Genomic DNA, 5,918 nt, shown 5'->3' with positions numbered 1-5,918 from the left:
GTGATGGAGGGGATAAATAATCGAATTAAGTTGATTATGCGACAAGGATATGGCTTTTCTAATTTTGACAATTTTCGAGATCGTGTATTAGCTTGCTTTTCTAATTAGATAAAAATATCACCGTAAGTTCCAGAGAGCCATAAATTATTAGGTTGTTGAGACTTATGTTATTTTAAATGCAAGATTTTCATCGAGGAATTCAATATGTACCTGCACTTTGGTAAACGAATTTTTGACTTGACAATTGCGCTCTTAGGTTTAATAATTCTAGCAGTACCAATGGCAGTGATAGCTATATTGATCGGGATCACATCGGGTAGTCCTATCCTTTTTACCCAAGAAAGAGTTGGCAAAGGTGGACAGATTTTCTATGTCAAAAAGTTTCAGACTATGAGCGTGCGATCGGTGAAAGATAGCTCGATTACTGTTGCAGGCGATTCGCGAGTGACAGCAATTGGCAGTTATTTGCGACGCTGGAAGTTAGATGAATTGCCACAACTGTGGAATGTACTCGTTGGCGAAATGAGTTTGGTAGGGCCCCGACCCGATGTTCCGGGTTATGCAGATAAATTGCAGGGTGACGATCGCAAATTGCTTCTGCTGCGACCTGGAATTACTGGCCCTGCAACTCTCGCTTACAGAAATGAAGAAGAAATACTCGCAAAAGTTAGCGATCCAGTGCAGTATAACAACGAAATAATTTACCCAGATAAAGTGCGGATCAATTTGGAGTACATGGAAAATTGTTCTTTGATGCAAGATTTAAAGTATATTTTAGAAACGATGGGTGGCAGGTCTAATCATGTGGCTGATTAGAATCAATATTACTGTAAAATATCTCATTGATTCTCGCTCGGTGAAGTTTAGGGAAATTTACAAAATTTTAAATAGTCAATCAACCGGAGTGTACTCATGAATTCAGAAGTTGCTTCTACCAAGAGTTTCAGTAAATACAGCCAATTGGTCAAGGCAGTATTAGATAGATTAGTCGCCTCGATCACGCTGGCAGTTTTCTCTCCCGTAATATTAATGGTTGCGATCGCCATTTACATTCGCATTGGTAGCCCAATTGTCTTTACCCAACCGCAGCCAGGCAAAAACGGCGAAGTTTTCCAATTCTACAAGTTTCGCACTTCCGACGAGCGAGCGCGACGCGAAGAGCAATCTTCTCCCGGACTTACAGCAAATCACCGCGATAGGTCAATTTCTTCGCAAAACCCGTTTAGACGAATTTCCTCAACTCGGCAACATTATAGATGTGTCGCTTTCTACACGCAAAACTTCTATATCGTTTCCGGTTACATCTGAATAATAACGAATGAAAGCTTTTTGTAGAGACGGCGATTTATCGCGTCTCGCCCTCAGTAGGAAATCCCTAGCAATTCAACTGGACAGGAGATTAATTATTATGTGGGATAGCAGCCAATGAATATTCAAGTAGTTGGTTTATCAGACTCTTTGTGGTTAGAGACTCTGCAAAAACTTCGCCACGATATTTATCATTTACCTGAATATGTATATTTAGAGTGTATTAGGAATAACGCCCTAGCAGAAGCTATTTTGATAGCGGAAGATGACAAAATATTTTTTCTGCCTTATTTGTTGCGGAGGTGTGATCACATATTTGACCAAAGCTTAAAAACACAAGAAGTTTTTGATGTAGTCTCCCCTTATGGTTATCCGGGAATTCTGTTGAGTGATAAGGCAGCTAGTACGAAAGAGTTTTTAGATTTAGCAATCAATCAGCTAATCTCTACATTGCGTGCTAAGGGAGTGTGTTCGGCATTTTTTCGCCTGCATCCGATACTTAACAGCGGCTTCAATGATTTTTTATCTCCCGATATTTGCAACGTTAATGGAGAAACTGTATCTGTTAACTTAAAACTCTCCGAAGCCGAAATATGGAGTCAAACTCGACGGGAACACCGCACCAGTATTAATAAGTTAAAGCGCTCGGGGATGACAGCAAGAATGGTTCCTTTTCAGGAGTCGATCGTAGAGTTTATTTCAATTTACTATGAAACAATGGATCGGTTAGGGGCTGCGCGATCGTACTATTTTGATGATGAATACTTTTCGCATTTCTATAAATTAGGTGACAAAGTCCACTTGTGTATAGTAGAATTAGAGGATAAAGTTACTTGTTCTGGGATATTTACCGAGTGTAGTGGAATAATTCAATATCATTTGGGAGGAACCAGAAACGAGTTTTTCAAACAAGCACCCAGCAAGCTGATGTTCGATTATCTTCGATTTTGGGCTAAAGAACGTGGCAATGAAGTTTTTCATTTGGGGGGAGGTGTTGGAGGTGGCAAGGATAGTCTCTATCATTTTAAAGCAGGTTTTGCTAAGCAGATGCACACCTTTCTGACGCTGCGCTTAATTATAGATGAAAAAAAATATCGCCATCTGGTTGAATTGCGGGCAAAGTCTTTAAATGCGGAGGTTGAAGAACTACTGAGTACAAAATTTTTCCCTGCTTATCGCTGCACCAAATAAAGTTAAGTAAAATTGAAAGTTTGCCATATTTTTGAATAAGAGCTGAAAAGTATATGTCACTCAACAACAAAGAAGTTTTCCGTACAGTCGAATTTGATGCTTGGGCAGATAGAAAAGGTCTCAGCGAAGACGAAAAAAATCTAATTGTCAAATATTTGAATAAAAATGGAAAAACAGTTGAAGCTGGCACGGCTGGAGGAAGAATTCTGCGGGAAATGAAAGATTTAGGTTTTCAAGAGCTTTACGGTTATGATTATCTGCCTGAGTTTATCGAACAAGCAAAGGAGAGAGACGCAAGTCAGAGTATCTCTTTTGAAGTGCAGGATGCAACAGATTTAACTTACGAAAATTCCAGTTTCGAGCAGATAATTTACTTGCAGCAAATTGTGTGTGTAATAGAGGAAGAGGAAAAAAGGTTAAAAGCTTTGACAGAGGCTTATCGGATTCTCAAAAATGGGGGGACAGCACTCTTCTCATTTTTAAATTTTGAATCTAGAATCAAAAGTCCGCTTGTAGTATATTTAGCATATTTAGGTATGTTGAGGAGGTTGTCTGGGTCGAATCGCTCAATTCAATATATTCCTTGGCTTAAGCTGGGCGGAAAATCTAACTTTTTGGCGCTACTCGATCGCGGCCCTTACCCATATTGGTATAAAATACCAGAGGCTCAACAAATTTTGACAAAAGCCGGTTTTAAAATAGTTGGCGTTGGTTCGAGTTATCAGATTGGCCAAGGTAAGATGTGTGATGACATAGAATCATTGAAAAATCAACCAATTGCAGGAATGCTTTACTTTGTTTGCAAGAAGTAGATTATAGTACACCGCAGGGTATCGACATGATATGAATTCTTTTTGAAAATTCAGTCAGCGTCCCAATCCTCAAGATTTTACAAAAAATTCATCATTCAGCGACTTTTTTTTAAAGTTTCTGTAAAGATAAGCGAGCGTCCCAACCAGAGGTTCACACAAGCTTCATAAAATACCGAAGTTATTTAACGTTTATGTAAAGTTAACAGGATTCATTACCGTATAAACCAGGATATTGTAAGGCTCAGGGAAGTACAGTAAATTGCTATTGGGGTGCAGAATCATGAGTATTTACGAATTACTACCGCTCAAATCAGATTCACAAATATCGCAACTTAATAAAGTAGTAAATTCAAAAAAAGTCAGCCAATTGGTTAAGTGGGTATTAGATAGATTATGTGCAGCGATCGCCCTTTTGGTTTTCTCTCCCGTAATATTAATGGTGGCGATCGCCATTTACATCCGCATGGGCGGGTCCATCTTTTTCTGCCAACCCCGTCCCGGTAAAAACGGTCGCGTTTTCAATTTCTACAAGTTTCGCACGATGACCAGCGATTGCGATGCTGAGGGCAATTTGCTACCCGACGAACAGCGTCTCATACCCCTCGGTCAATTTCTTCGCAAAACCAGTCTGGACGAACTCCCTCAACTCTGGAACGTTATCAAAGGTGACATGAGTTTTGTTGGGCCTCGTCCTTTACTCGTCAGATACCTCGATCGCTATACTCCAGAACAAGCACGCCGCCACGAAGTTATGCCTGGAATTACGGGTTGGGCTCAAGTCAATGGTCGCAATTCTATTAGCTGGGATGCTAAATTCAAACTAGATGTTTGCTATGTCGATAATTGGAGTTTGTGGTTTGACTTTAAAATTCTGTTTCTGACAGTATTGAAAGTCTTGAAAAGAGACGGAATTAACCAAGAAGGCTATGCTACAGCCCCAGAATTCACAGGTGTGCTTGACGATTCCCAAACTAACAGTGATATCCGGTAGCAGTTCGTTTATTAAAACAGACTAAAGATTTTTGAGAGTCCTTTAAAAAGGACTTAAGCTATGAGCCAGGGGTTAAATCCCCTGGCTTCTCTGATTGCTCAATCTATAAGACACTAAAACGACACAAAGAAAAATATAATTATTTAATGGGAGTGCGGGTCAAATTTTTAAACATACAACCTAAAGAACTCCTCAAGTCAAACTTTTTTCCTGCCTATCCATCTCCCAACTGAAGATAAAATGAACAAACAAATCCTCCTCTCAACACCTCACATGGGTTCCCTCGAACAGGAGTTCGTCAAAGAAGCCTTTGATACCAACTGGATCGCCCCCGTCGGCCCCCATGTAGACGCTTTCGAGCAAGAATTCTGCGAGGTAGTTGGCGCCAAACACGCAGCGGCTGTGAGTTCCGGTACCGCAGCTTTGCATTTGGCTTTACAATTAATTGGTGTCGGTTCGGGAGATGAGGTTTTTTGCTCGACTCTGACTTTTATTGCAACTGCGACGCCGATTACTTATCTTGGCGCAAAACCAGTTTTTATTGATAGCGATCGCACTTCTTGGAATCTCAACCCCGATTTGTTCCGAGAAGCACTTGACAAACGAGCAAAAATTGGTAAATTACCCAAAGCTGTTGTAATCGTACACCTCTACGGTCAAAGTTGCGATATCGATCCAATTCTAGAAGCTTGCAATGCTTATGAAATTCCGCTAATAGAAGATGCGGCCGAATCTCTAGGGGCTAGCTATAAAAACCGATCGCCTGGAAGCTTTGGTAAAATCGGCATTTTCTCATTCAACGGCAATAAAATTATCACCACTTCCGGCGGCGGAATGTTAGTTTCCGATGACCAAAAACTGGTAGAAAAAGCTCGTTTTTTGGCAACACAAGCCCGTGACCCCGCTCCTCATTACCAACATTCAGAAATTGGCTACAATTATCGTCTCAGCAATGTTTTGGCGGGAATTGGTCGCGGTCAATTACGGGTGTTGGAGGAGCGAGTTGCAGCGAGACGACGCAATTTTGAATTTTACAAACAAGCTTTAGGAAACTTGCCGGGAATCGAATTTATGCCGGAAGCTGCTTTTGGAAAATCTACTCGCTGGCTGACTTGTTTAACAATCGATCCGGCCGCTTTCGGTGCAGATAGAGAACAAGTTCGTTTAGCACTTGCTCAAGAGAAAATAGAAGCGCGTCCGGTTTGGAAACCTTTACACTTACAACCAGTATTTGCCGATTGCGAATGTATTGAAGGTGCGGTGGCTCAAGAGTTATTTGAGTACGGGCTTTGTTTGCCTTCTGGCTCTAATTTAACTGATGAAGATTTAGATCGGGTGACAAGTGCGATCGCCCAAATTCACAAAGAAAATCGATGATATAGCAACCCTAAATGAGTAGTAAATTTTTTACCCCACCCCAGCCCTCCCCGCGAGTTCGGGGAGGGAGTAAGAAATTCACAAATGATTTAGGATTGCTAAGTAGTTAAGCAAAATTAATTACATAATTTTCTCCAAATTCTTTAAGTATTTTTTCCACACATGAAACAAGAGCTGGCCAGCTAGAATAGGCATTTATTTCGATCCATTCATATTTAATAAACCGCCACAGAATCTCA

The 5,918-nt window shown here is 40.7% G+C and carries 6 protein-coding genes and 1 pseudogene; all 7 read left to right on the top strand.

The window, feature by feature from the left end:
* Positions 1-108, top strand: a 108-nt coding sequence (locus tag ACUVJL_RS31710; protein WP_445244738.1) for a transposase, incomplete at its 5' end; no start/stop codon positions are given.
* A 96-nt stretch (positions 109-204) separates the two neighbouring features.
* Positions 205-816 carry a sugar transferase gene (locus ACUVJL_RS31705; protein ID WP_445249460.1) on the top strand — a complete coding sequence of 204 codons (612 nt, stop codon included), beginning with the start codon at positions 205-207 and terminating at the stop codon, positions 814-816.
* A 96-nt stretch (positions 817-912) separates the two neighbouring features.
* Positions 913-1,312, top strand: a pseudogene (locus ACUVJL_RS31700) (sugar transferase).
* A gap of 113 nt (positions 1,313-1,425) precedes the next feature.
* On the top strand, positions 1,426-2,499 hold the full coding sequence (locus ACUVJL_RS31695) for a GNAT family N-acetyltransferase (RefSeq protein ID WP_445249459.1): 1,074 nt from the start codon (positions 1,426-1,428) through the stop codon (positions 2,497-2,499).
* A 53-nt stretch (positions 2,500-2,552) separates the two neighbouring features.
* Entirely contained in the window at positions 2,553-3,311 is a 759-nt protein-coding gene (locus ACUVJL_RS31690) for a class I SAM-dependent methyltransferase (protein WP_445249458.1), read from the top strand.
* Between the two features lie 280 nt (positions 3,312-3,591).
* A complete protein-coding gene (locus ACUVJL_RS31685) occupies positions 3,592-4,302 on the top strand; it encodes a sugar transferase (protein WP_445249457.1) in 711 nt (236 codons plus the stop codon).
* A 240-nt stretch (positions 4,303-4,542) separates the two neighbouring features.
* Complete coding sequence (locus tag ACUVJL_RS31680; protein WP_445249456.1) at positions 4,543-5,679, top strand: aminotransferase class I/II-fold pyridoxal phosphate-dependent enzyme; 1,137 nt, start codon at positions 4,543-4,545, stop codon at positions 5,677-5,679.
* The last annotated feature ends 239 nt before the right edge of the window (positions 5,680-5,918 follow it).

This window comes from Microcoleus sp. OTE_8_concoct_300 (genome assembly GCF_031383065.1).
In the GTDB taxonomy this organism is placed as follows: domain Bacteria; phylum Cyanobacteriota; class Cyanobacteriia; order Cyanobacteriales; family Microcoleaceae; genus Microcoleus.
The sequence above is the reverse complement of the archived record's forward strand: the minus strand, read 5'-3'. Positions and strand labels throughout refer to the sequence as shown.

Bases quoted from the DNA above. Each gene is read 5' to 3' on its own strand.
- ACUVJL_RS31705 (WP_445249460.1), top strand. From the start codon at position 205: ATGTACCTGCACTTTGGTAAACGAATTTTTGACTTGACAATTGCGCTC.
- ACUVJL_RS31695 (WP_445249459.1), top strand. From the start codon at position 1,426: ATGAATATTCAAGTAGTTGGTTTATCAGACTCTTTGTGGTTAGAGACT.
- ACUVJL_RS31690 (WP_445249458.1), top strand. From the start codon at position 2,553: ATGTCACTCAACAACAAAGAAGTTTTCCGTACAGTCGAATTTGATGCT.
- ACUVJL_RS31685 (WP_445249457.1), top strand. From the start codon at position 3,592: ATGAGTATTTACGAATTACTACCGCTCAAATCAGATTCACAAATATCG.
- ACUVJL_RS31680 (WP_445249456.1), top strand. From the start codon at position 4,543: ATGAACAAACAAATCCTCCTCTCAACACCTCACATGGGTTCCCTCGAA.